Source organism: Proteus mirabilis HI4320 (assembly GCF_000069965.1).
In the GTDB taxonomy this organism is placed as follows: Bacteria; Pseudomonadota; Gammaproteobacteria; order Enterobacterales; family Enterobacteriaceae; genus Proteus; species Proteus mirabilis.
The window spans coordinates 2108811-2134058 of record NC_010554.1 but is presented as its reverse complement, the minus strand read 5'-3'; the positions used below and the strand labels follow the sequence as shown (position 1 = coordinate 2134058).

30 protein-coding genes and 1 tRNA gene are annotated in these 25248 nt (G+C 40.0%); 25 read left to right on the top strand and 6 right to left on the bottom strand.

Annotation, left to right across the window (positions count from 1 at the left end; genetic code table 11):
• Positions 1-10: 10 nt before the first annotated feature.
• The 22 genes from PMI_RS09815 (at position 11) to PMI_RS09715 (ending at position 15944) form a co-directional block, all read left to right on the top strand.
• Positions 11-1156 (top strand): phage major capsid protein, P2 family, encoded by a 1146-nt coding sequence (locus PMI_RS09815; protein WP_012368198.1) that lies wholly within the window; start codon positions 11-13, stop codon positions 1154-1156.
• The gene (gene gpM / locus PMI_RS09810) at positions 1156-1824 is read left to right on the top strand and encodes a phage terminase small subunit (RefSeq protein ID WP_012368197.1); all 669 of its coding nucleotides are present in this window, start codon (positions 1156-1158) and stop codon (positions 1822-1824) included. The genes PMI_RS09815 and gpM overlap by 1 nt, the downstream gene beginning before the upstream one ends.
• Positions 1825-1901: 77 nt before the next feature.
• On the top strand, positions 1902-2357 hold the full coding sequence (locus PMI_RS09805; protein WP_012368196.1) for a head completion/stabilization protein: 456 nt from the start codon (positions 1902-1904) through the stop codon (positions 2355-2357).
• Positions 2357-2563, top strand: coding sequence for a tail protein X (locus PMI_RS09800; RefSeq protein ID WP_012368195.1), 207 nt, complete (start codon positions 2357-2359; stop codon positions 2561-2563). The genes PMI_RS09805 and PMI_RS09800 overlap by 1 nt, the downstream gene beginning before the upstream one ends.
• Positions 2564-2582: 19 nt before the next feature.
• Positions 2583-2897 (top strand): phage holin family protein, encoded by a 315-nt coding sequence (locus PMI_RS09795; RefSeq protein ID WP_012368194.1) that lies wholly within the window; start codon positions 2583-2585, stop codon positions 2895-2897.
• Complete coding sequence (locus PMI_RS09790; RefSeq protein ID WP_012368193.1) at positions 2890-3294, top strand: M15 family metallopeptidase; 405 nt, start codon at positions 2890-2892, stop codon at positions 3292-3294. The genes PMI_RS09795 and PMI_RS09790 overlap by 8 nt, the downstream gene beginning before the upstream one ends.
• Positions 3291-3794 carry a lysis protein gene (locus PMI_RS09785; protein ID WP_012368192.1) on the top strand — a complete coding sequence of 168 codons (504 nt, stop codon included), beginning with the start codon at positions 3291-3293 and terminating at the stop codon, positions 3792-3794. Before PMI_RS09790 ends, PMI_RS09785 begins: the two co-directional genes overlap by 4 nt.
• A complete protein-coding gene (locus PMI_RS09780; protein ID WP_012368191.1) occupies positions 3769-4206 on the top strand; it encodes a phage tail protein in 438 nt (145 codons plus the stop codon). Before PMI_RS09785 ends, PMI_RS09780 begins: the two co-directional genes overlap by 26 nt.
• Complete coding sequence (locus tag PMI_RS09775) at positions 4196-4831, top strand: phage virion morphogenesis protein (protein ID WP_012368190.1); 636 nt, start codon at positions 4196-4198, stop codon at positions 4829-4831. The genes PMI_RS09780 and PMI_RS09775 overlap by 11 nt, the downstream gene beginning before the upstream one ends.
• Before the next feature lie 65 nt (positions 4832-4896).
• The gene (locus tag PMI_RS09770) at positions 4897-5523 is read left to right on the top strand and encodes a phage baseplate assembly protein V (RefSeq protein ID WP_012368189.1); all 627 of its coding nucleotides are present in this window, start codon (positions 4897-4899) and stop codon (positions 5521-5523) included.
• A complete protein-coding gene (locus tag PMI_RS09765) occupies positions 5520-5858 on the top strand; it encodes a GPW/gp25 family protein (protein ID WP_012368188.1) in 339 nt (112 codons plus the stop codon). Before PMI_RS09770 ends, PMI_RS09765 begins: the two co-directional genes overlap by 4 nt.
• Position 5859: 1 nt before the next feature.
• A complete protein-coding gene (locus PMI_RS09760; RefSeq protein ID WP_012368187.1) occupies positions 5860-6768 on the top strand; it encodes a baseplate assembly protein in 909 nt (302 codons plus the stop codon).
• Positions 6761-7372: a phage tail protein I gene (locus tag PMI_RS09755; RefSeq protein WP_012368186.1), complete on the top strand. Its 612-nt coding sequence runs from the start codon at positions 6761-6763 to the stop codon at positions 7370-7372. Before PMI_RS09760 ends, PMI_RS09755 begins: the two co-directional genes overlap by 8 nt.
• Positions 7362-8993 carry a phage tail-collar fiber domain-containing protein gene (locus PMI_RS09750; protein ID WP_012368185.1) on the top strand — a complete coding sequence of 544 codons (1632 nt, stop codon included), beginning with the start codon at positions 7362-7364 and terminating at the stop codon, positions 8991-8993. The genes PMI_RS09755 and PMI_RS09750 overlap by 11 nt, the downstream gene beginning before the upstream one ends.
• A 99-nt stretch (positions 8994-9092) precedes the next feature.
• Positions 9093-10265 carry a phage tail sheath protein gene (locus PMI_RS09745; RefSeq protein ID WP_012368184.1) on the top strand — a complete coding sequence of 391 codons (1173 nt, stop codon included), beginning with the start codon at positions 9093-9095 and terminating at the stop codon, positions 10263-10265.
• Positions 10266-10268: 3 nt separating this feature from the next.
• Positions 10269-10784 (top strand): phage major tail tube protein, encoded by a 516-nt coding sequence (locus tag PMI_RS09740; protein WP_012368183.1) that lies wholly within the window; start codon positions 10269-10271, stop codon positions 10782-10784.
• 19 nt (positions 10785-10803) lie between these two features.
• Positions 10804-11151 carry a phage tail assembly protein gene (locus tag PMI_RS09735; protein ID WP_012368182.1) on the top strand — a complete coding sequence of 116 codons (348 nt, stop codon included), beginning with the start codon at positions 10804-10806 and terminating at the stop codon, positions 11149-11151.
• Positions 11112-11285 carry a GpE family phage tail protein gene (locus PMI_RS19820; RefSeq protein WP_072070684.1) on the top strand — a complete coding sequence of 58 codons (174 nt, stop codon included), beginning with the start codon at positions 11112-11114 and terminating at the stop codon, positions 11283-11285. The genes PMI_RS09735 and PMI_RS19820 overlap by 40 nt, the downstream gene beginning before the upstream one ends.
• Positions 11278-14112, top strand: coding sequence for a phage tail tape measure protein (locus PMI_RS09730; protein WP_012368181.1), 2835 nt, complete (start codon positions 11278-11280; stop codon positions 14110-14112). The genes PMI_RS19820 and PMI_RS09730 overlap by 8 nt, the downstream gene beginning before the upstream one ends.
• On the top strand, positions 14112-14576 hold the full coding sequence (locus tag PMI_RS09725) for a phage tail protein (protein ID WP_036907694.1): 465 nt from the start codon (positions 14112-14114) through the stop codon (positions 14574-14576). The genes PMI_RS09730 and PMI_RS09725 overlap by 1 nt, the downstream gene beginning before the upstream one ends.
• On the top strand, positions 14576-15673 hold the full coding sequence (locus tag PMI_RS09720; RefSeq protein ID WP_012368179.1) for a phage late control D family protein: 1098 nt from the start codon (positions 14576-14578) through the stop codon (positions 15671-15673). The genes PMI_RS09725 and PMI_RS09720 overlap by 1 nt, the downstream gene beginning before the upstream one ends.
• Positions 15674-15725: 52 nt before the next feature.
• On the top strand, positions 15726-15944 hold the full coding sequence (locus PMI_RS09715) for an ogr/Delta-like zinc finger family protein (protein WP_012368178.1): 219 nt from the start codon (positions 15726-15728) through the stop codon (positions 15942-15944).
• Positions 15945-15975: 31 nt separating this feature from the next.
• On the opposite strand, the gene PMI_RS09710 is transcribed toward PMI_RS09715, so the two are convergent.
• A complete protein-coding gene (locus tag PMI_RS09710; RefSeq protein WP_012368177.1) occupies positions 15976-16683 on the bottom strand; it encodes a hypothetical protein in 708 nt (235 codons plus the stop codon).
• A 399-nt stretch (positions 16684-17082) separates the two neighbouring features.
• Between PMI_RS09710 and PMI_RS09705 the strand changes: the two genes are divergently transcribed.
• A tRNA-Gly gene (locus tag PMI_RS09705) sits at positions 17083-17156 on the top strand.
• A gap of 358 nt (positions 17157-17514) precedes the next feature.
• Here PMI_RS09705 and PMI_RS09700 read toward each other — a convergent pair.
• The 3 genes from PMI_RS09700 to PMI_RS09690 all read right to left on the bottom strand — a co-directional run bounded on the left by PMI_RS09700 (position 17515) and on the right by PMI_RS09690 (position 19290).
• On the bottom strand, positions 17515-17724 hold the full coding sequence (locus PMI_RS09700; RefSeq protein WP_004244007.1) for a sigma-S stabilization anti-adapter protein IraP: 210 nt from the start codon (positions 17722-17724) through the stop codon (positions 17515-17517).
• A gap of 307 nt (positions 17725-18031) precedes the next feature.
• Entirely contained in the window at positions 18032-18241 is a 210-nt protein-coding gene (locus PMI_RS09695) for a hypothetical protein (protein WP_004244005.1), read from the bottom strand.
• 500 nt (positions 18242-18741) lie between these two features.
• On the bottom strand, positions 18742-19290 hold the full coding sequence (locus tag PMI_RS09690; protein WP_004244004.1) for an NADPH-dependent FMN reductase: 549 nt from the start codon (positions 19288-19290) through the stop codon (positions 18742-18744).
• Between the two features lie 462 nt (positions 19291-19752).
• On the opposite strand from PMI_RS09690, the gene PMI_RS09685 reads away from it, so the two are divergent.
• A complete protein-coding gene (locus PMI_RS09685) occupies positions 19753-20205 on the top strand; it encodes a YuaE family lipoprotein (protein WP_004244003.1) in 453 nt (150 codons plus the stop codon).
• Between the two features lie 5 nt (positions 20206-20210).
• Complete coding sequence (locus tag PMI_RS09680) at positions 20211-22679, top strand: sugar transporter (protein ID WP_012368176.1); 2469 nt, start codon at positions 20211-20213, stop codon at positions 22677-22679.
• Between the two features lie 57 nt (positions 22680-22736).
• Here the strand turns inward: PMI_RS09680 and PMI_RS09675 are convergent, their stop codons facing one another.
• Positions 22737-23582, bottom strand: a complete 846-nt coding sequence (locus tag PMI_RS09675; RefSeq protein WP_012368175.1) for a T3SS regulon anti-activator ExsD domain-containing protein — start codon at positions 23580-23582, stop codon at positions 22737-22739.
• Positions 23583-23663: 81 nt separating this feature from the next.
• Entirely contained in the window at positions 23664-24500 is an 837-nt protein-coding gene (locus tag PMI_RS09670) for a helix-turn-helix domain-containing protein (RefSeq protein WP_004244000.1), read from the bottom strand.
• Positions 24501-25248 lie beyond the last annotated feature (748 nt).

Genomic DNA, 25248 nt, shown 5'->3' with positions numbered 1-25248 from the left:
TGAACAGACCATGAAAAAAGAAACTCGTTTTAAATTTAATGCGTACCTCACGCAACTCGGTAAAATTTACGGTGTTAGCGCGCAAGCGTTTAGTGATACAAAGGTTCAAATTGAACCGTCTGCCGCGCAAACGCTGGAAACCAATATTCAGCAGTCAGCAGAATTTTTAACACACGTTAATATCGTGCCCGTTGATGAGCAAGTGGGTGAGGCCATCGGTTTAGGTATCGGCTCAACTATCGCAGGCACTACCGATACAACAGCAAAAGAGCGCGAAACAAGTGATCCGATTAAGCTGACCAAAAATAGCTATCATTGCCAGAAAACCAATTACGACACCCACCTTGATTACGCCAAAATTGATATGTGGGCGAAGTTTACCGACTTTCAAACCCGTATCCGCGATGCGATTATTCGCCGTCAGGCATTAGACCGCATTATGATTGGTTTTAATGGTACGCACCGCGCCGATAATTCTGATCGGACAAAATACCCCTTACTGCAAGATGTGAATTCAGGCTGGTTACAAAAAGTCCGTGAGCGTGCACCAGAGCATGTGATGGGCAGTGAAACGAAAGACGGCGCAACCACAGCCCAGCCTATTCTGGTCGGTAAAGGGCAAGCTTATCAAAATCTTGATGCATTAGTGCAAGATACGGTCGATACTGCGATTGATCCTGAATATCAGGACGATACCGGTCTTGTTGTGATTTGTGGCCGTAAATTATTAGCAGATAAATATTTTCCACTGGTTAATAAAGACCAAGATAACAGTGAAAAACTGGCGGCAGATACCATTATCAGCCAGAAACGTATCGGCGGTTTGCCTGCTGTACGTGCGCCGTTCTTTCCTGGCAATGCATTTTTTATCACTCGCCTTGATAACTTGTCGATTTATTTCCTTGCGGATTCTCGTCGTCGTCAAGTGTTAGATAACCCAAAACGCGATCGCATCGAAAACTACGAGTCAGTGAATGAAGATTTTGTGGTTGAAGATTTTCGCGGTGTGGCACTGGTCGAAAATATTGTTTTTGAAGATGTAAAAGAGACACAGCCAGAAACAAAAAAAGAGGGGGGAGCTTCTGAAAATGAAGTCGTCAAAGACGACAAAGCAGTAACAGAAGAAACACCAACTGAAAATAAAAAGGCGAAATAATGGCATTATCTCCGTGGGAAAAACACCGCATGAGCCTTAGCGCGCAACAGTCCAGCCAATTGGGTGGGCATGTTAGCCGCAATACACAGGGCTATCACATGATGCTGTTACGTCTTGCGACAGATAAAAAAGAGCTAAAACATTTTCAGTCACGCGAACGCAAAGAAGCTTATAAGCGCAAGATATTAGCCAATTATCAGCCGTGGGTTGATGGGGCATTGTCCGGTGGTAGCGGTGTGCAAGATGATGTCTTAATGACGATTTTGCTGTGGAAAATTGATGCGGGGGATTATGAGGGGGCGTTAGATATTGCCGTTTACGCATTAGCTAACCGTTTAGTGATCCCCGGTGTGAACCGCACCACGGGCACCGTGATTGCCGAAGAAATCGCCGATTCTGCCATGCGAGCGTATGCCGTGAAATCACCGGTTTCATTGGCAACATTAGAGCGTACACGTGCTTTGACCGATGATGAAGATATGCCTGATGAAGTAAGGGCAAAACTCTACAAAATCTTAGGGTTAGTGCTACGCGATAATAATCGCCCACAAGAAAGCTACTGCGTATTAAGTCGAGCCTTAGAGTTAAACATGAATATCGGTGTGAAAACCGAATTAAAACAACTCGATAAAGTGCTTAAAGCCCAGCGTGACGCTGAAAAAGCATAGTGACACCACGTCAGGGCGGCACGGAAAAAGCAATTTGCTTTCTTTCGTCCACCGCCCACCTATTTTAAGGTTTTCTTATGGATTATGTTTCTGCTAACCCTGTGTCACAAAAAGACGAAACCATTAAAAACAATGGCTTTTTCCCTGATATTCAAACTCGTGATTTTCAATTGCAAACTCGCGTCGATGGCACTGTGACACCGGAACGGCTGAAAAGCACGTTATTGAACGCCATGATTGAAGTGAATCGTGAATTGTATCAGTGGCGTATTGGTCAAGCTGCGAAAACATTAAAAGAGGTGCCTGCCGAACAGATTAACGGTGAAAGTGAATTGATGATTTTATATCAGCGAGCGGTGTTCTGTTTTGCAAAGGCCAGTTTAATCGAACGTTATCGCGATATTGATACTACCGCACAAGGTAATAAAAAAGCCGACACCATGACGCCGGCTATTGATGAAGTGTGGCGTGATGGCAAGTGGGCGTTACAACGTATCAAAGGGGAAACCCATAACACGGTGGAGCTTATCTGATGCGGATTTATACCCAACAAGGGGATACCGTCGATGATATTTGTTGGCGTTACTTTGGTCAGTCATCCGGCATGATTGAACAAGTATTAGAAGCCAATCCGGGGCTGGTTGAATTAGGGGCAATATTACCCACCGGCACCGCGATTGAGTTACCGGATACGCCTCAACAACACAGCACCACACCGATTTTACAACTTTGGGATTAACCCCTTTAAGGGGGAAGGTATGAAGAAGATGCCCTATAAAGATCCAAATAATATGAATTGGTTTACTGCCTTATTAATTGCCGGTATGGCGGTTTTTGGTGGTATTGCCAGTTATGCCAATAAAATAGTGAAAGGGGAACCGTTCCGCTTTGCCATCTTATTTGCACAAATTGTTGTCTCTATGTTTTCAGGGGCATTGATTTTATTCGGTGCAAGTTATTACCAGTGGCAACCTGAAATTGCCGGCGCTATTGCCGGTATGGCGGGCTGGTCTGGTGCTGCATTGGTCAGTGCGTTAGAAAAAAGATTCTTAAGGAAGGTCTCTGGTGAATAAATTTATCTTTAGCCAGCGCAGTAAAAATAATCTTAGTGGCGTTAATCCGCTATTAGTGAAAATTGCTTATCGTGCGTTAGACATTTCTACGGCGGACTTTGCAGTGATTGAAGGTGTTCGCACACTTAAAAAGCAAAAAGAAAATGTGAAAAAAGGCGTTTCAAAAACATTAAACAGCCGTCATTTAACAGGCGATGCCATTGATATTTTGCCTTCTGCGATTAAACCAGGGATGGAATGGCACCCGCATTTTTTTGAGCCGGTTTTAATGGCATTTAAGCAAGCGGCAGATGAAGAAGGGGTAACATTACGTTTTGGTAAAAACTGGAAAAGTGATCCCAGTTTACCCGTTGAAACCCGCTTTCCTGATTATCCTCATATTGAGATCCCACGATGAAAAGGAACGTACTGCTGATTATTGTGGCGGGTGTGATGGGCTTGCTACTGATATTTAAGTTTGATGCTTTGCTCACTGAGAATAGCCAGCTTAAGGGTGATAATCTCGCCCTTAAGAAAAGTGTTATCAGTCATCAAGACGCCATTGAACATTATCAGGAAGAACTTGCCCGCTTATCAGAATTGGATAAACAACACACAAAGGCGTTAACCGATGCAAAAAATGATATTAGCCGGCTTAATGATGAGTTGCGCAATAATACTAAACGGGTGTACATCAAAGCCGATTGCCCCAACCCCGATAATCACACCACCGCCACCGCCGGCATGGGTAATGCAACCTCCGCACGACTTACCGAAACAGCTCAACAAGATTATTTACGTCTCCTCGAAATGATGGCGGAGAATAAGGCACAAACAGAATATTTGATTGATTATATAAACCGATTATTGCAATACATCAATGAGTTAAACCATGAAAAAGCCTGCAAACCTGCGTGATGCATTAATTAAAAAGGTAAGCTATTTAGGGGATAACCCCGATAGGCTCTACACCTTTATTGACGGCGGGGCGATTGTGGCAACGGGTGCAAGCAGTCAATCTTATGAGTATCAATACAATCTCAATATTATTATTGATGATTATCCAGGTGACCAAGATGTGTTAATGGCGGTGATCATTGGTTGGATTGAACAACATCAACCTGATATTTTCCTTAATCCCGATAAACGCCAAAGTCATTTTACCTTTGATGCCTTTATTGATAGCAACCAGACCGCCAGTATTAGCATTGATTTAAAGTTGACTGAGCGTGTCCTCGTTAATGTGCAAGCGGATAAATTGGTTGTTGGTGCCATTGAAGAGCCGGCTGATCCGTTTGAGAGTTGGGAGAGTGTGGCTCATGAACGCTGATGATTTCAGCCCGTTAACCCAAGCATTAGCCGCTATGTTGGCAAAAGCGTCACCCAATGAACGTAAAAAATTAGCCCGTGAAATTGCCCGTGATTTACGCAAAAGCAATTTGCAACGTATTCGCGCGCAAAAAAATCCCGATGGAACCGCATTCACCAAACGTAAAGCATCAACGGTTACCGTGTTGCGAGGAATGAAATTTGTCTGGAAAGGACAGGCTCGCAGTTTAAAAAATTGGCGATTACGCAAAACAAAAAAAGGTGAGGTGATCACCGGTTACGACTTGGAAAAGAAAGCCGAACGTAGTTTTTATAAGCGCGATATTTTGCGTTTTATTGAGGTGAAAAAAGACAAAATCAGCACCGCAAAGCCCAATAAACAGACTCGCATGTTTAAGCGTTTAGCCACTGCCCGTTATTTGCGTATGTCGGCCAATGATAAAGGTGTCACGCTTTCTTTTGCTCCGCAAGTCGCGGGCATTGCTGCCGTGCATCATTACGGTTTAAAAGAGCGTGTGCGAGGTAAGTCATTAGAAATTCAATATCCTGAAAGAAAGCTATTAGGCTTTTCACCGGCGGATATCAAACATATTGAAAATCAATTACTGGAATTTCTTTCCCGTTAATTGTCCTGTCTTTGAAACAATCCCAATCCCGTGCGTTTTTTTATTTCCCGTTGCACATTGCGGGTATGAATATCGCAGAGCTTATCCGAAAAATACAAAACTTGATCCGTACTGGCGTTGTGATTGATGTCAGTGCGGAAAAAGGGTGTCGAGTTAAAACGGGCGACAATGAAACCGACTGGCGCCCGTGGCTGACTGCACGTGCTGGTAACTCGCGCTCATGGTGGGCGCCCAATGTTGGCGAACAAGTGTTATTGCTATCAATCGGTGGCGATTTAACTACCTCGTTTGTGTTGCCGGCGATATTTAGTGATGATTTTTCAGAGCCGTCAACCTCATTAACCGCGCATCGTCATGAGTATAAAGACGGGGCAGTAATTGAATATGAGCCGGCAACAGGGGCGCTAACCGTTACGGGAATTAAAACTGCCGTGATTGAAGCCCGCGAGTCGGTCAAAGTCACGTCACCTGACATTACGTGTGTCGCGACAAGCAAAATCACCTTAGATACCCCTACCGTTATTTGTACCAACAACTTAACTACGGGATCACTGACGGTGCAAAAAGGCGGCACTATGACCGGTGATATTACCCATGTTGGTGGGAAAATGTCCTCTAATGGCGTGGTGGTTTCAACCCATACCCACAGTGGTGTGCGTACCGGTGATGGTAATACGGGGCAACCGCAATGAACTATCTCGGCATGAATGCACAAACCGGTGAACATATTACCGATATTGAGCACGTTCGCCAGTCTATTAAAGATATTTTTAATACCCCCATTGGTAGCCGATTGATGCGCCGTGAATATGGTAGTTTGCTGGCCGATTTAATTGATGGCCCAGTTAACGCCAAGATGCGATTGCAATTAATGTCAGCGTGTTACACCGCAGTTTATCGTTGGGAGCCACGTATTGTGATGACGGCCATTGATATTCATAGCCAACACGAACAGGTGATTGTCGATATCACCGGCTATTACGCCCATAACCAACAACCGATTAATTTCTCTCTACCGGTGACATAACATGCCTACGATTAACTTAAGCCAATTAACACCGCCCGATGTGATTGAGTCGTTAGATGCAGAACAATTATTACGCGAACGCAAAACGGCATTGATTGCTGCGATGCCACCGCATTTACGTGATGCGATTGCTAACACGTTATCGTTAGAGTCTGAACCACTGACCAAGTTGTTAGAAGAAAACGTCTATCGTGAGTTGTTATTGCGCCAGCGTATCAATGAGTCTGCCCGCGCGGTGATGGTGGCGTATGCAAAAGGGGCGGATTTAGATCAGTTAGCGGCGAATTATAATTTATCGCGTTTAGTGTTACGCCCTGCCAATAACAACACTATTCCGCCTACACCGGCGATTTTAGAGTCTGACGATGATTTGCGTTTACGCATTCCCGCCGCGTTTGAGGGGCTAAGTGTTGCGGGGCCGGTGGGTAGTTATGAATTTCATGCCCGTAGTGCCGATGGTCGAGTGTCCGATGTGTCCGTGATCAGCCCAACGCCGGCAAATGTCACTATCTCGGTGTTATCTCGTGAGGGTGACGGCACCGCATCGGAAGAATTACTGCGCATTGTTGAGCACGCGTTAAACGATGAAGATGTGCGACCAGTTGCTGATCGCATCAAAGTGCAATCCGCCCAAATTATCCCTTATCAAATTGATGCCACGTTGTTTTTATTTCCGGGGCCTGAGTCGGAGCCGATACGCAAAGAAGCAAATCAACGTCTGACGCAATACATCACAGAGCAACACCGCTTAGGGCGTGATATTCGTCTGTCAGCGATTTATGCCGCATTGCATGTGGAAGGTGTGCAACGTGTGGAGTTAAAACAACCCACTAAAGATGTAGTGCTTGATAAAACACAAGCTTCGTATTGCACACAAAGCACCTTAACCATTGGTGGCTCGGATGAATAGTTTATTACCGTCAGGCAGTAGCCCATTAGAAAAAGCCGCCGCCATTGCCTGTCAATCCTTGCAAACCTTGCCCGTGCCTTTACGCCAATTATGGAACGCCAGCACATGCCCCATTGAGTTATTGCCATATCTGGCATGGGCTTGGTCAGTAGATCGATGGGATGAAAATTGGTCGGAGCCTGTTAAGCGTCAAGTAGTACGGGATTCGATGTTTATTCATCGCCACAAGGGTACCATTGGCGCACTTAAGCGTGTGGTTGAGCCACTCGGTTACATCATCAAAGTCACTGAGTGGTGGCAAACCGACGATCCGCCGGGCACATTTCGCCTTGATGTGGGCGTGCAGGAAAACGGTATTAGCCAAGAGATTTATGACGAATTGGAGCGTTTGATTGCCGATGCACGCCCTGTTAGTCGGCATCTCTTAGGGTTATCTATCAACCTTGATTCGCAAGGTGAATTTTACCTTTCTGCCGCCACCTTTAGCGGTGATGAGTTAACGGTTTACCCCTATTTTGCAGAAGAAATTACCGTGTCTGGTGCGCCATTAACGGCGGTCGGAGTACACATTATTGATAAAGTTGAGGTCGCACATGAGCGCTAAGTTTTTTGCCTTATTAACGGTGATTGGTGCCAATAAATTGGCAAAAGCCACGGCACTAGGCACCACCTTAAAAATTACCCAAATGGCCGTGGGTGACGGTGGCGGAATGTTGCCCACACCCGATACACAACAAACTAAACTCGTAGGCGAAAAACGTCGCGCGGGATTAAATACCTTATTTGTTGATCCAAAAAACGACAGTCAGATAATTGCTGAACAAGTGATCCCTGAAAATGAGGGCGGTTACTGGATACGTGAGATTGGTTTATTTGATGATGAAGGCAGTTTAGTTGCCGTGGGTAATTGCCCTGAAACCTATAAGCCACAATTACAAGAGGGAAGCGGACGAACGCAGACTATCCGCATGATATTAACCGTTAGTCATACCGAGTCAGTCGAGTTGAAGGTTGACCCCTCGGTGATATTGGCGACCCGTGAGTTTGTCAATGATGCGATTGAAAGTGCATCAAAACAGACATTAGCGGAAGTCGCTAAGCTTTATGCTACCAAAGCCGAATTAAGCACGGGATTAAGTAAGGTACAAAAATCAGCGGATGCCGCTAACACAAACGCCAATAGCCGCGTACCTAGTACCCGTAAAGTTAATAATAAACCACTGAGTACCGATATTACCTTAACGGCGAGTGATGTAGGTGCTGCAACACCGGCACAGGTGAATGAAGCCAAGACAGCCGCATCTAATGCACAGGCCACAGCAAACAGTGGTGTGAGCAAAGCAGATACCGCACAGAAAACCGCTAACGATGCAGTAAGCAAAGCTAACGCCGCGCAAACTGCCGCAAATAATGCCAATACTAATGCTAATGGTCGTGTACCTAGCACCCGTAAAATTAACAACAAACCATTAAGCGCTGATATTAGTTTAACTGCCGGTGATGTAGGTGCTGCAACGCCGGCACAAGTGAATGAAGCCAAGACCGCCGCATCTAATGCACAGGCCACAGCAAACAGTGGAGTGAGCAAAGCGGATGCCGCACAGAAAACCGCTAACGATGCAGTGAGTAAAGCTAACACAGCACAAACTGCCGCAAATAATGCCAACACTAATGCTAATGGGCGAGTGCCTAACACGCGTAAAGTGAATGGCAAACCATTAAGTGCTGATATTAGTTTAACTGCGGGTGATGTGGGTGCTGCAACACCGGCACAAGTGAATGAGGCAAAGACTGCCGCAAACAATGCTAACAATAATGCCAATGGGCGGGTACCTAACACGCGTAAAGTAAATGGTAAGTCACTAAGTGCTGATATTCGTTTAACGGCGGGTGATGTTGGGGCATTAACACAAGCACAGGGAGATAATCGATATGATAGGAAAGGCACTGAGCGCCAATGGCGAAAGGTAGGGGATTTTAATGGTGAATCCGCGGTTGTTGAGATAACGTTAAGTGAAAATATTTTAGGTAAATATGTATTTATCCAGAGATACACGAATGAAGCATATGTAGGATTTTTAGTCCCTCCTATACCAAATATAAAATTTGCAGTATCAGTCCATGCTGCTGCCTTCTGGGAACTTCAAGTATCAAGTGATGGGAAAAAGCTGAAAATGACTGATAGTACTTATGGTAGTGCTAGAGGTGTCTATGTATTAGACTGATATTATTCACTTGTACAGCTCCTCAAACAATCCCGCTTTCGTGCAATTTAATCGCTAATTTTTCATGCTACACGGACACAGTTATAGGAGTCCGTGAGCATGGCACAAGATTATCATCACGGTGTGCGCGTTATTGAAATTAACGAAGGCACCCGCCCCATTCGCACTATCAGCACCGCTATTGTTGGCGTAGTTTGCACCGCTGATGATGCGGACGAAAAAGCCTTTCCTTTAAACAAGCCCGTCTTATTGACCGATGTATCACAGGGTATCGGTAAAGCAGGGAAAACCGGTACTTTAGCCAGCACGTTAAAAGCGATTGCAGATCAGGCTAAACCCATCACTATTGTAGTACGTGTTGCACAAGGTGAAGAAGAGGCAGAAACCACCACTAATATTATCGGTGGTACTACCGAAGAAGGGCTAAAAACAGGGTTACAAGCACTGTTAGCATCACAAGCCCAACACGGCATTAAACCTCGTATTATTGGTGTGCCCGGTCATGACACGTTAGCGGTTGCCAATGAGATTGCGGTGATTTGTCAAAAGCTCCGCGCCTTTGGTTATGTGTCTGCTTACGACTGTAAAAATATCAGCGAAGCAATCAAGTACCGTGACAACTTTGGTCAGCGTGAATTAATGGTCATTTTTCCTGATTTTACCTCATGGGATAGCACCACCAACAGCGAATCAACCGCTTACGCCACGGCGCGTGCGTTAGGTCTGCGTGCCAAGTTAGACAATGATATCGGTTGGCATAAAACCCTATCAAATATCACCGTTAACGGTGTCACGGGCATTTCTAAAGATATCTATTGGGATTTACAAGATCCCGCGACAGATGCCGGCTTACTGAATGAAAAAGGGGTGACTACGCTTATTCGTCGTGATGGTTTTCGTTTTTGGGGTTCGCGTACCTGTTCGGATGATCCGCTGTTTGCCTTTGAATCTTATACCCGTAGCGCGCAAGTCCTCGCTGACACCATGGCGGAAGGGCAGATGTGGGCAATTGATAAACCGTTAACGCCATCTTTAGCGCGGGATATCGTTGAAACCATCAATGCAAAATTACGTTCACTGGTCAGTCAGGGCTACTTGTTAGGCGGTGAATGTTGGTATGACCCAACATCAAATAGCAAAGAAGCACTCAAAGACGGCAAACTCACACTGGATTATGACTATACACCCGTGCCACCAATGGAAAATCTGATGTTACGTCAGCGTATTACCGATAAATACCTGATGGACTTCGGTAACAAAATTAAGGGGTAAATCATGGCGTTACCACGCAAGCTAAAGAATTTTAATTTATTTATGAATGGCACCAATTATGTGGGCGTTGCGGAAGAACTCACATTACCCAAAATCACCCGAAAGTTAGAAGCCTATCGCGGGGGCGGTATGAATGGTTCGGTGCAAATTGATATGGGTCTTGATGACGGCGCGCTTGATAGTGAGTTTACTCTCGGTGGTGCTGATATCGACGTTTACCGCCAATGGGGTGCCTCAACCATTGATGCCGTACAACTGCGTTTTTGTGGTGCTTATCAGCGTGATGATACGGGGGAAGTGCTTGCTGTAGAGGTGGTTCTGCGTGGCCGTTATAGCGAAATCGATCCGGGTAACTGGAAATCAGGCGACAACACACAAACCAAAGTTACCGTAAAACCCACTTACTACAAGTTAGTGATGGACGGCCAAGAAATCATTGAAATTGATATCGTCAATATGGTGGAAAAAGTGGACGGTAAAGACCTGTTACAAGCACAGCGTGACGCGCTAGGGCTTTAATTAAATTCGGAAAGAGAACATGAAAAAGCCAATCGAAGAACAAAACCAAGGGCAAATTGAATGGGTTGTTGTCAATGGTGACCAAGCCACAGTGACATTAGAACAACCGATTATGCGTGGTGAAACCAAAATCGACAAAGTGACCGTGCTTAAACCCAATTCAGGCGCATTACGCGGTGTGCGTTTACAGCCTTTAATGGATATGGATGTTGATAGCATGATGCAGGTGCTACCGCGCATCACTATGCCAACGCTAACCAAAAACGATGTGCTGTCTTTAGCCGCGGGCGACTTGGTAAACCTAAGTGTGCAGGTGGTCAATTTTTTATTACCGAAGTCGGTTATGCCCGATTCCCAAGCGAATTAACCACCGATGAACTGGCGGCAGATATTGCCGTCATTTTTCATTGGTCACCGGCAGACACCGGCAAAATGAGCCTTTCAGAATTATTGTCATGGCGCTATCAAGCGGCGAAACGTAGCGGACAACAGGATGAGTAATAACTTAAAATTACAAGTTGTACTGAGTGCGGTTGATAAATTAACCGCACCGTTTCGCAGTGCGCAAGAAAGTAATAAACGACTGGCGTCCGCTGTACGCCAGTCGCGTGACTCATTAAAAACCCTTAATCAGCAAGCCTCACAAATTGACGGCTTTCGCAAGATTAAACAGCAGTTAACCTCCACACAGCAAGCGTACCAATCCGCCACACAACGTGTTGCCACTCTCGCCAAAGAAATTGCCAACAGTGAAAATCCCACAAAAAAACAGTTAGAGGCGTTTAAAAAAGCGCAACGGGAAGCGGGGCAGCTCAAAACTAAGTATGAGCAGTTACAGCAGTCGGTACAGCGACAGCGCTCAGCATTACAAGCTAATGGCATTTCAACAAACCAACTCGGTCAAGCGCAACGGCGACTGAATGGTGATATTGAACGCACTACGCAACAGCTCCGCCGGCAAGAAAACCAATTAAGGCGCAGTGCTGAACAAGAGCGGCGCATGGTAGCGGCTAAATCGCAGTATCAAAAGACGCTCGATGTACGAAATAAAATGGCGGGCACTGGTGCCACCATGACGGCAACCGGTGCGGGTATGTTGTATTCCGCGAAACAAACCTTAATGCCGGGGTACGAGTTTAATGTCGGGATGTCAAAGGTGCAGGCATTAACGCGCTTAGATAAAAACTCCGATGAATTTAAGATGTTGCGTGAACAAGCGCGAGAGCTAGGTGCAACCACGGCATTTACCGCCAACCAAGTGGCGCAAGGTCAGGCATTCTACGCAATGGCGGGTTTTAAGCCTGAGCAAATTAAAAATGCTATGCCCGGAACATTGGCAATGTCATTAGCAGGTGATATTGATTTAGGTACCACGGCAGATATCGGCTCCAATATTTTAACCGGCTTTAAGCTCGATTCTGACCAAATGGGGCGAGTGAGTGATGTGTTGGTCGGGGCCTTTACTCGTTCAAATACCAGTTTAACCATGCTGGGCGACACCATGAAATACGTTGCTCCGGTTGCGTCAGGGTTAGGGGTTGATTTAGAAACGGCAGCCGCCGCAACGGGGAAGTTAGGGGATGCGGGTATTCAAGGCTCAATGGCGGGTACTTCATTACGCGCTATCTTAGGGCGTCTTGCTGAACCGCCGAAAATGGCCGCCAAAGCATTAGAAGAACTCGGTATTAAAACCCGTGATGCTAAAGGGAACTTACGCGACTTTCCTGAGTTATTAGCTGAGTTGGATAAGAAAACCGCTAAGATGGGTAATGCGCAACGGGCGGGGTTCTTTAAACATATTGCGGGTGAAGAAGCTTTTTCGGCGTTATCGGTACTGGCCGAACAAGCGGGTAAAGGGGAGTTGCAAACTCTTGTTGCTGACTTAAAACAAGCTAAAGGTGAAGCGCAAAAAGTCGCGGGCACCATGACGGATAACTTAAGCGGAGATATGAAAAACCTGCAATCCGCATGGGAAGATTTAGGTATTCAAATTTTTGACGGCATTGATAGCCCATTACGCCAGATATCACAAAGTATTACCCGTGTGATTTCTAAAGTCGGTGTGTGGATGAAAGAAAACCCTGAATTGGCTAAGACGCTGACGATGATCGGTTTAGCGATAGCGGGCATTATTACCACGCTGGGTATTCTCTCGTTATCCATTGCGGCAATGTTAGGGCCATTAGCCGCCGCGAAATTAAGCTTGTCAATTTTAGGCATTAAAGGCGGTAACGCCCTCACACTGTTATTAAAACCGATAAAATTATTAGGTAGTGCATTTTTAGGATTGGGTAAAGCCATATTAGCTAACCCTATTTTATTGGTTATTGCCGCTATTGCGGCTGCTGTTTATCTGATTTATAAAAACTGGGACACCATTGGCCCCTACGTTTACAAGGTATGGGATACCGTTAAAAAATATACTGCTATCGCATGGCAAGCGCTAAAAGATACTATTAAGAGTGCATGGGAGGCCATCAAGTATATATTCTTTAATTGGACACCGCTTGGGCTCATTATTAAACATTGGGATTCGATAGTCAGCTACACCCAAACAACATGGACGATGATAAAAACTAAAATTTCAGATGTTTGGGAGGGAATTAAAACAACACTTAAAAACGGTTGGAATAATATTGTTAAGTCTGTACAAGAAACGTGGGAAACGATAAAAACCACGATATCAACAAAATGGAATGAGATTGTCGAAGACACCAAAGCGTTACCGGCTAAATTTTTGCAGTTTGGTAGTGACCTGATTGATGCCATTATTCAGGGGATCAAAAACAAATGGACGGACTTTAAAAATAGCATTGGGGAATTGGCAACCGCCGCTAAAGAAGCACTCACCCCTGAGTTTATGAAAAGTAATGATCCGAAAATGCAGTCTGCGTTAGATTCGTACAACAGCAACTTTGCCGGTATGTATGATTCCGGCGGTTATATCCCGCGTGGTAAATTTGGTATTGCGGGAGAAAATGGCCCTGAAATTGTCGAAGGCCCTGCGAATATCACCAGTCGTAAACACACTGCGATGTTAGCGGCTGCCGCATTATCGTTAGGTAGCGCCTTTTCGTTACAGGCACAAAATGCCCCGTTGCACCCACACAGTTTGCCCGTTGAAAACTATCGTCCTGCTCCGGCTAATGTGAATATTCAACAACAACGTTATCAAGGCGCGCCGGCACATTATGAAATTAATATTCATCCTCAACCAAACCAATCCGCGCAAGATATTGCCCAGCTTGTTATCGCGGAAATTGAGCGCCGTGAGCGTGAAAAACAAGCACGATTAAATAGCCGTTATCAAGACAGTGAGGTGTGGTAATGATGGCAGCACTTGGGGTATTTGTGTTTGAGTTACGCACCGTACCTTATCAATCCCTACAAAAACAACAAACGTGGCGACATGGTTTTACTCAACGTGTCGCACGCCGACCGGCACAACAGTTTATTGGCCCTGATACCGATGTGATCACCTTATCAGGGGCGCTTTATCCCTCATTAACGGGTGGTAAAGTTTCATTGTTAGCGTTGGAGTTAATGGCAGATAGCGGTAAAGCGTGGTCGTTTATTGATGGTACGGGCACCATTCACGGTATGTTTGTGATCACCGATTTACAACGCACCCACACCGAATTTTTCCAAGATGGAGCCGCTAGAAAAATTGATTTCTCGTTGACATTAAAACGGGTGGATGACTCTATCAGTCAGATGTTGGGAGATTTAAGCGACCAATTAGGCATGATGGCCAATGGTGCCGGTGAAGCGATGAAAGGAGTTTTATCATAATGTTGCCAGAAATGATCACCGGTAAAAGTAGCATACCGGCCTTTGTGTTAATTGCTGGTGATGAAGATATCAGTGCCAAAATTCAAGGGCGATTAATTTCGCTTTCATTAACGGACAATCGGGGCTTTGAAGCTGACCAGCTTGATATTGAGTTAGATGATTCTGATGGCGCATTAATGATGCCAAAACGCGGTGAGGTATTAACTTTACATCTCGGTTGGCAGGGGGAAAGACTTATTCATAAAGGCTCGTTTACGGTTGATGAGATAGAGCATTCAGGTGTACCCGATAAAATGACATTGCGCGCCCGTAGTGCGGATTTTAGGGCAACGCTGAATGTGCGCCGTGAAATGTCGTATCATCAAAAAACATTAGGCGATATCGTCAGAACGATTGCAGGGCGCAATAATGTCGCGGCGGTGGTTGATCCTGGTCTTGATACGGTGAAAATTGAACATATCGATCAGACCAATGAGTCAGACGGCAGTTTTTTAACCCGCTTAGGGCAATTAAACGGTGCCACCGCCTGTGTTAAAAACGGCAATTTGCTGTTTATGGTGCAGGGGGGCAATACCACCGCCAGTGGTCAAGCATTACCGCTAGTACAAATTACCCGAAGTGTGGGTGATGGACACCGTTTTTCATTAGTGGATAGGGGCGCTTACACTGGTGTGACGGCCAATTATTTAAATACCCGTAAACCGCAAGAAAAAACACAGTCACAAATTCGCCGTAGAAAACCCACTACCAATAAACCGAAAAAAGAAGAGGAGAAACAAGGGGAGTACCTTGTCGGTGAAGAAGGTAATGTGATGGTGTTGTCTCATACTTATGCGAGTAAAACCAATGCTGAACGTGCCGCGAAAGCCGCGTGGGAAAAAATACAGCGAGGTGTTGCCTCTTTTAGTATTACCCTTGCGAAAGGGCGTGCGGATCTCTTTCCTGAATTACCTGTAAAGGTTAGCGGATTTAAGCCTGAGATTGATGAGGCCTATTGGACGTTGGTCACGGTGAGTCATTCCTTGAACAATAGCGGATTTACCACCTCGTTAGAATTAGAAGTTAAAAGCAGTGAGATAGATATGGATAAGGAATAGTGCCTGTGTATAATTACAGGTAATTTCCACATCATAAAGAGGTAACCCGTTTATGATGATTTGTCCTGTTTGTGGTCATGCCGCCCATACCCGTAGTAGTCAACAAATATCTTCCGATACCAAAGAACGTTATAACCAGTGCCAGAATATCAATTGTGGTGCGACGTTCGTGAGTCATGAAACCGTAACGCGGTTTATTTCAAAGCCTCAGTTGATTGAACGGGTAGAGCCGCATGTAGATAAGTGTTGCCAACAGGCATTAGCGATTTGAGGAAAATGCCCGGAGTATTCCGGGCGTTGTTTTATTTATTTGCCGTTAATTCATTAAAGAATTTATCAAAACCTTTTTTACCGCTATCGTCATAACGTAATTCATTAAACTGTTTTGTGAATGAGCAGTTTTCATCAATTAAGTCATTCAATGAATTGATTGGAATATATTTCTGGGTAATTTTTAGAGCTTGATCTTTGGTAATTGTAGCTGTGTATTCTGGACTATCTTTTAGCTTTTTATAACTATTGTTGTAATCAACTAAATTAGAAACGATAGTGATACTATCATTGTTTGTGTTAATAAATGTACGGAATATGCCATAAACAAGAGCTCGTTTAGCTAAATTATCTTTAACATCACTAAAATCATTATCTAAAGCAAAAGCGGATAATCTAATTTTTAATGGGTTTTCGCTAATAAGCTCAAAGCCATTCATATCTGATGGATAGTCGTTAAAATCTTCTATCATGGCAGAAATTGAAGGGTAAATTGCATTTTTATTACTACATACAAAAGAATCGGTTATTGTTTCTTGTGTTTCGGTGATTTGGTTGTTAGGGGTATCGGGAGCGAAATTAAGAACCCCAATGATTGATAAGACGAAGGTAATAAGAAAAGCAATAAATGATTGTTTGCGGTTTTTTAACTTGATGATGCTAGGTTTTATCATGCCTAGAGTTATGCAAACGACAGATATTAAAAATAAAAAAATAGATACAATGAATAGAAATTCCATGTTTTTTCCTTATCTAACGATAAACAGAAGAATCTTAAGAATTTCTAATGATGAGATACGAACTGTGGTAAGTAAAGTCCCTAAAATAAGTTTATTTCAAAGCCTCCATTGATTGAATGAGTAGAACCACATTTTAATAAGCATTGACAACAGATGTTAGATATTTGATGAAATGCCCGGATAATTTCCGGGCATGATTTAGTGTGGTCGATATGTGGACGCGATGAGAAATAAATCCATTTATTTCAATGCAATAAAAGCTATTTCATAGCCATCGCAAGATGGCTTTTTTATATCTAAATTTCAAGGGATTACACTCTACATTGTCTATTTGATAACCATTTAAATAGGCAGGGGATTGCCGTTAAAATTTGCTGGAGTATAATCAGAAAATCTACTGCGGGCGTAGTTCAATGGTAGAACGAGAGCTTCCCAAGCTCTATACGAGGGTTCGATTCCCTTCGCCCGCTCCAAACTTAACTCACCTGAAGTCTATCAATTTTCATTTTCTGAATATATGGTTATCTGTGATCCAGGATTTGGCGAATTTTATTAAATAGATAAATCAGCAAGAAATAGATAGCAAATACCTAAAAATATTGCATTGATAGATTTTATATTTTAACTGTATGTAATTTATTAATAAATTTAATAATTCTTTGTGTTGTTGTTTTTTTTATAACATGGCAAATAATAGCCATATATTATAACTCAATCAATCATTGATGATGTCATATTAAAATAACTCAGCATTTATAGATATAAAGCTAAAAATAATGAATAACAATATAAATAGTTATAGCTATTTACTGATAGTGATGTAAATCACAACTATTTTTGGAGTATCTTTTTTATGTATTGTTCGGTTTTTTCTATTATGTCTTGGTATTGTGGATGTTCAGCATAAGCATTTCTAATGGTTTTGTTTATATCATATATAACAGATTCCTTTTGTTTATTTGTTAATGTAAGTAATAGTGATTTTAAAATCACTTTTAATGCCGCAACTTCATGTTCTATGTTAACTAATTTTTTTTCCATATATTCTTCCGAGGAACTATTACGATAGCAATGCGATAATTTTGCATATTAATTAATTATTTAAGTAAATCCAAGTAAAAAATGTATTAGTACAGAAAGAACGCTTTTACAGATGCGCTTTATCTAAAGTGATCTATTTTATTAACTTAATCACTGGAGGATAAAGATAGAGTGTAAGAGGTTATATTTGACTTAAGTAATAGAAAAGAGTGAACGTTATTTTAGTAAAAAGAAGAGCATAGGATGCAATATTGTGCATCCTATGATGTTAAATTGGTGGGGAAACCATTAAAATCATATAATGAGTCTATGCTTGGATAAGTTTTTTCACATATTGCTCAGTAAGATTTATAACTTCATTGTGATGTGGATATCTGCTTGAAGTATCTTCAATAACTAAAGATATATTGCCTAACATATCGCGTCGTTGCTTATCATTTAATGCACAAAGTAGAGATTTAGTGACTATTTTTAAAGCAGCGAGCTCGCATTCGATTTCTCTTAAGTTGTTATCCATGATTTACCTGTCAGTATCTAATGGATTATTAATATAAGTAATTTTTTTATATATCACAATTATAGAAAGAGATTATTGAGAGATATAACGCACAATATGTTTAATAGGAGCAAGATGTGTAAAATGAGTGATAATAATTATTTCCCCTTGTTTTGGTAACTAAAGTAATATCTAATTTATTAGTTTTTATGAGCTAGATAGAAAGAATAACATAATGATTTTATTGATTGGTTTTTAAATTGCGCTAACTAATAGACTAAAAATACCTACCACTTACTATTTTAAATAGATTATTAAATGTCATTTTTATACATGGGTTACTTGCTATAATAAAGTTAGTTATTATTAGGAGGTGCTATTTAAATATTGCTAATTAATAGTTAATTATATTTTTATCGATTGGTTAGCAAGTTAGTTTTACTTTCCCTCTCTTTAAAATAAAACAGAGTGTAATTATTATAAACTACACTCTGTGAAATCTATTTAGGACTATTTTTAAGCTATTTTTGATTATGTTTTACAAAGTTAATATAGCTATTAACCCAGTTTTGCATAAAACCTGCTGTTTTTTCAGAAAACTGACCGTTTTCTACCATTCCATCATACCATTTTAAAAAACATTCTGGTTGATTTAAGGTTGGCATATTTAAAAATGCTAATGAATTACGCAGGTGCTGTTGTGCAATAGCAGTACTAATATTACCGATTGAAACACCGATGATCCCAGCAGGAATACTATCCCATGCATTAGTACCATAAGGGCGAGAGGCTTGATCTAACGCATTTTTTAGCACACCAGGGATTGAGCGGTTATATTCAGGTGTTACGAAGATAATGCCTTGGCATTGCTTAATTTGTTGCTTAAACTCGACAACGGCTTCAGGTGTTTTGTCGTCATCATCTTGGTTGTAGAGAGGAAGAGTACCGATATCAAGGAACTGAAAAGTAAATTCTTGAGGAAATAGCGAGGTTAATGCTTTTGCTGTTTGTTTATTATAGGAATCTTTTCTTAAGCTTCCGACTACAACACCAATGTTAAAATGACTCATCTTAACTCTCCTATATTGAAGGATAACAATGAATATCAATTACTATTTTGATATTCATATTTTGATTTTATCCTGATAATAGAAAACAGCAACAAAATAAAAGTAATTATAACACATTAAAAGAGTATTATTTTACACCTTATAAAGGTAATTAAATGATAAAATTAGATGTTATTATTTTTCTGATTATCTGCTATTATCTTCATTGTGTAGAAATAACTGCTTCTAACACGACAACATTTTTCCAATTAAAAATACCGATACTCATTTAATGATGATTTTAATGTGACGGATGCAATGTTGTAAGAAAAAATAATGAAATGAAAGGATAGGAGCCGTTATTGTCATTTATGCGCTAGGTTATTGACTTAGTACGCAATAGACAATAGAAAATTATAATAAGATAGCTTAAAATGCGATACTACATACGCTCTTATTTAGACTGATCGGAATTAAGGAAAAATGATGTCCTTATTGAAAAATAAAAACAATGTTTTAGCTCTGTCTATGGCAGTTACTGTTCTCACACTATCGGGATGTAGCATTTTATCTGGTGATAGCCAACCTGTGGAGGTGGTGCCAACACAGGTGCAATCCACGGTAACTTCACCTGCTGATAATAATTATCAACAGATGAACGTAGGGGAGCAAAAACTGGCATCACAAACAGCATGTATCAAGCAACTTGATTCTTTAAAAACATTTTCACCAGCAGAGTATAAATCTATGGTGGATGAATTTAAGGAAATCAGTGAAATTAATGCGTTATACCGTAGTGTTGAAAATACCGCTAGTAAAGATAGCTTAGCATTATTAAAAATGAGTATCGAATCTAAGACCGAAGTACTATGTGCTAAAGTGCGCTATCTTTCGGTTATGTCTGTGAATTCGACACTGAAGAAATTAGGTGAATAATTACTATGAAATTAAAGCAGAGTGCTTGTCTCGCTTTTATGATGTTTCCGGCGCTGTCTTTTGCTAATAATGAGTTTAATTTTGTCATTGAAGATTTTGACCGTTATTTAGAAGCACAACAGCCCGTTGATATTAAGCCTGAACCCTCTGCAACAATTTCATCTTCATCTACTCCCGATCAGCGTAGTGGAACGGTGCGTTCCACTGTGACATTAAAGGAAAAGCCACCACAAAAACCACAACAAAAAATTCAGCCTAAACAGCCTGTTGTACGGAATGAACATCAAACCGTGGTAGGCAATGAGCATTGGTCAGTAGTGGCGACTCCCTCTGTACCTCAGGTGACTTTGTCTGAACAATGCTCTGTGGTATCTACAAATACCAACAAAATAAACAGTGATTACACTCATTATTTAACACCACTGCTTTCGTTTGTACCGATTAAACCGCAATTTACCCCTGAGGACTTGAATCGGTATTATCAAAGTAAATCCGTGGTCTATAATCCTCTAATGCTTTATACGCGTAAGCGTTATCCAGGGCAGCCATATCAGTCTACTGATAATACTTTATTAGATTTCATTCCAAATACAGTGTATTCAGTGACTGAAATACCTTTTCATTTTTTATATCAATTTAAACGTTCTTTGCTTGACCATAAGCAACCTCTCTTTAATAAAGAGCTATTAAATCGTTTAGCAAATACTCGCGAAAAATATCAACGTCTGTATCAGAAATTTACTGAACAAGCCGCGTTATTAACTGAAAGTTTAACTAAACTGCAAACCGCAGAAGAAAAAGTTCAACAATTAACAGCGGAATTGGCAAAAACGCAAGATAAACTGGCTGTAGCGAATAATTTACTTAATGATGATAGCCTAAAACAGTCTGTGGCTAAGTTACAAAATGAATTAGCACAGTCTAAAAAAGAGCAGGATACGTTGCTTGCACAATTAGCTGAAAAAGATCAGTTGCTGTTTGATGCGACAGAAAAAAATAAAGTATTAACTAAACAGCAAGAAGATTTTGATATTCAGGCACAAAAATTAAATCAATTGACTACCCATGTTGCTCAACTTGAGCAACAAAAACAGCAGCTACAATCACAATATGGGCAGGCTCAACGGTTATTAACAAATAACAGTGCTAAAAAAGAGATTGAGGTACTACAAAATTCTTTAACTAATTTATCAGCAGTGCGCCAATCTTTAGAAAATCAATTAGCTAAAAACAAAGCCTCTTTTGAAGCTACTCTAGCTAAGAATAATCAGTTAATTGATACCCAACGCCAACAGATAGCTCAACTTAACGATCACATAAAAAAAATAAACCAAGAGCAACAACAGTTAAATCATTCGTTAGTGACTCTTCAACAACAAAAAGCACAAGCAGATGATCAATTAACACAGATCCCAGCGTTGAAGCTTGAGTTACAAAATAAGGTTAATGAATTAGCTGAGCTGAAAAAAAGTTTATCTACGGGTGAGAAAGCTTTTGATGCTTTGATTTCAGAAAAAAATGGTGTAATCGCTAAATTAGAGAAAGCTCAGGCAGATCTTGCCAATAAGTATCAAGCATTGGATACCCAATTTAAAGAGAACAATACCACCATTGGGCAACTTAAAGAGAGCAAAATAGCGAACGATAACGCTTATGCTCAATTAGAGAAACAACTAGCAGAAAAACAATCGCTTACTGATAAATTAACGACACAATTAACACAAGCTAAAGATCAGTTAGCAAAACAAAATTCTGAAAGTAACCAACTAATTGCTTCATTAAAACAGCAGCAAGTAGAATCGACGGCTCAATTTAAGCAACAAGAAAGTGTTTTAGCGAATTCTCAAAAAGAGTTTAATGAAGTCTCTAAGCAGCTTGAAGCTCAGCGTGCGCTAACGAAAACACTTGAAGAAAAAGAATTAAAATTAAGTGAGCAACTAAAAGAAAAAGAGAGTGAAATTAAAAAAATAAATAGCGAAAGTGCGAGTGTTCAAAAAGAGAATAAAACATTAAAACAGCAATTGGATAAAGCTATGGGAGAAGGGCAGATTATTGCAAGTCAGCTTGCATATGCCTATTCAATTATCGGTAAAGATAATGCCCAACGAAATAAATCAATTCTGTCGGAAATACAAAAACAGAACTATGTGCAATACGATGATAACACTTACTTTAAAATCCTAAAACAAGGGAAACCTGTGGATTCAATTGCAGGTAAAACAGTTGTTTTCGCTATGCATGAACAATTAACCGATGGTACAGTAACACTTAATTATGACAAAGCTAAGCCGTTAATTTTACCATACCGTCAACTTCCACTGCCTCTTAATACTTTTGTTGCTAAAGCAGGCTTAAATGGCAAAGCTAAAATTTATATTAAACCTGATGGCGGGTATGGGAAAGATGGTATCCCAGGGCAAGTACCTCCAGAATCGATGTCTATAGTGACAATTGAAATTTTAGCTATCAAATAGCACCCTTTAATAAATTACCGTTGTCAGCTCTTCTATAAATAATGAAGAGCTGATATTTTATACATGCCACATAAATTCATCATTAATTAAACATAAAGAGTGTTCTACTAGCCAGTGTTTTAGTTTTTTACAATTTTCAGGGTGTTGTGGAATAGTGATTAAAATATCCCATAATGGTTGTAATAACTCAGAATGCGGTTGTGTATTTTGTAAGTACTCTAATGTATTATTTATTTTTTTATTGAATACCGGCTCTTTTTCCCAAGCTTCTATAACTAATTTAATATCCTTTTTCAACAAATCATCTATCACGACGAACCGTGCTTTATCAGCTTCTAATTTTGTTTTTATATCTTCTAAAGATAAAAAAGAAGAGGCTATATTTGATGGTTCCTTTTCTTCAAATAATTTAATGTTTTCACATTGATTAATTTGATATTCGAGCTCTTTTTTTATCTCATAAAGTGTAAATATATGCGGTGTTATATGTTCAACCCACCAAATAAAAATAGGTTTTATGATAGCTTGAATAAAACGTGCATGATCAGCAATGTTGATTTTTGCATTTAAAGCGTTCCAATTAATATCTGATATATTAGATTGGTATTTATCAGCCAAATTTACTACGGCATTAATATTTTCTTTAGTTAATGGCACTGAGCAATGTTTTTTGCGTAAAAACCATGTGGATTGCAATAAACTGTCTACAGCTTCACGGCATAATAAACGAGATAATATTTTAATTTGTTTCTCATTTATATCATTATTTGTAATAAGTAAAGAAAACTGAAGATTAAATAAATTATCAACAGTTTTCTTATTTTCATCTGCCATCATTTTTTTTAGCAAATTAAAATAACGATAATATTGGTATTTGCTAGTATTAGTTTGTCGCTTTATCACAATAGTTTCACTCATCAGAACAAATTTTGCATATTCTAGCGATGAATTGAACGATGATATTATGATAATAGGTCGGATTTTTTATAATTTTAATTTAAGATGTCTCGCTTTACTCGGTGTCATATTAAAACGTCGATGATAGCTTTGTGTAAAGTAAGATTGGCTAGAGAATCCTGATTCCATAGAAATATCGACAATACTCATTTCTGTTGTTAATAATAATTGATGTGCGTAAATAATTCTTCTTTCGCATATCCATGTTCTTGGCGATGTTCCATAAACATGATTAAATAACTCTTTAAATGTGGTGAGACCCATACCAAACTCGCGAGCAAACTGTTTTAGCTTCCAATTTTTTAGATGGTTTTTTTCCATAAATATTTTCAAGCGATCAACTTGCCTATGACTTAATTGGCGTAGTAACGCCATAAGATTGGCACCTTGTTCGGAAGAAAGTAATAGAATGAGCATTTCTTCAATACGTAATTGAGTAAAAGTATCTGGACAATTTTGTGAAGAAAGATAATCAAAACCATTACTACAAAAATGGATCAGAGGTGAATCTTCAAAACAGATAAAAGCCGATGAGAAATTTTCCTCTCTATCGATATTACTGAGAATATCACTATTTTTTGACATGAAATTTCTTAAGAAATCATCAGAAAGAGGAATATAAATTGTTTCACAAGGCTCATTGCCTAGCGTTTTTATGGTATAATTTCCTTGTTGTAAGAAAATAATCTGATCTTTGTTAATAGTTATTGTATTTGTGCAGTTTTGTAATACCAGCGCATTATTTCTGATTATGTATAAAGCTTTTTGGTTATTTTCTAATATTTGATATTGCGGATAAAAATAAGAGAGTTTTTGAATAACGCAATCTTGTTTAGTGTTTTCACCACATTGTATTGTATTCATTTTTCGCCCAAAATTATTATATAAGTATCACTGTATTTAATACCAATAAATAAAAAGAATATAAAGTAGTAGCTTCTTTATTATTTAAAGAGTATTAAAAATAAAAAATAGAATGTTTTCTTTATTATGATGTGGTTTTTTTTTAGATATTAGACATTGAAGTTGCCATTTCTAATTTAAGATAAATCATTTGTTTAATTTAATGTCATTTTTTATAGATTGCAAAAACAATTTAATTAAGCTAGTCATTTAATGAAAAGAATGCGACAAAATTTAGTAGAATTTTGTAATAATATATTGACAGATAATGAAATAGAGTTATTTATTCTATAAATAACAATTAGTTATATTTCATTTTAAAATTTACACTGTAAAGCATAATAAGGGTGTTTTTTAAACACTATAAAGTTGTTTAATATGAGTTGTTAATAAATTTTTGTGTGTATGTTTTTATTTTGTATATTAAATGAGTGTTTTTTGCAATGAATTTATTTGATAAAAAAAATAAAATGTAATTTTTATAGGTTATTTTCACTATATATTATTATCTTTTTTAGTATGGCAAAGAAGCAAATAAACTTGCTATAAATTTTCCCCAAGTATATTTTTTCGTCTTTATATAGTTTTAACATTATGAAAACATAAAAATTAACGTCTATCATAAAAATGGCCAGTAATGTATCAAGAAATTAGTCTTAAAAATAGACGGTAGTTTATTTTTGTGACTAATGTCTCATATTTTATCTGT